The 679-nt window shown below is 73.6% G+C and carries 1 protein-coding gene; it reads left to right on the top strand.

All coding sequences use genetic code 11. The features are described 5' to 3' along the window. A partial coding sequence (locus IF129_RS25945) for a PKD domain-containing protein (protein WP_191212282.1) occupies window positions 1-679 on the top strand: 679 nt, incomplete at its 5' end.

Below are 679 nucleotides of genomic sequence, written 5' to 3'. Positions count from 1 at the left end.
CCCTGGAGCGTCGCCGCGTGAGGTGCGCGACGCGATCGTGGGGGCGGCCGAGCAGGGTGTGGTGGGCAGTCCGGGCAGTGGTTCGCCGAACCTGCTGCTGGACGTGTCGGGTCTGGGGGATGCCCCGCAGCCGGGTGGGCCCAGTGCGGAGTTCACCGCCCAGTGTTCGGAGTCCGAGCCGAGCTGTGCGTTCGACGCCTCCGGGTCCTCCGACCCCGACGGTGACATCGCCTCCTACGCCTGGGACTTCGGCGACGGCGAGTCCGGTACCGGGGTGGCCCCCTCGCACACCTACGCGGCGGCCGGGAGCTACGAGGTGCGGCTGACCGTCACCGACGCCGACGGCAACCGCGACACCGCCACCCGCACCGTGCGCGCCGGGCGGCCCCCGGCCGGTGAGGAGCCCACCGCCTCCTTCACCGTCTTCTGCATGCAGGACGTCTGCGACTTCGACGCCCGCCGCTCCTCCGACCCCGACGGCGACATCGCCGCCTACGCCTGGGACTTCGGCGACGGCACCGGCGGCAGCGGCGCCACCGTCTCCCACCGCTACCCCGCCGCCCAGCAGAACTACACCGTCCGCCTCACCGTCACCGACACCGCCGGCCACACCGGCACCGCCACCCGCACCCTCCAGTGCTGGAACCTCGGCACCAGCGCCTTCTGCTTCCCCCGGTAA

This window comes from Streptomyces chumphonensis (genome assembly GCF_014779715.1).
Taxonomy (GTDB): Bacteria; Actinomycetota; Actinomycetes; order Streptomycetales; family Streptomycetaceae; genus Streptomyces; species Streptomyces chumphonensis.
The sequence above is the reverse complement of the archived record's forward strand: the minus strand, read 5'-3'. Positions and strand labels throughout refer to the sequence as shown.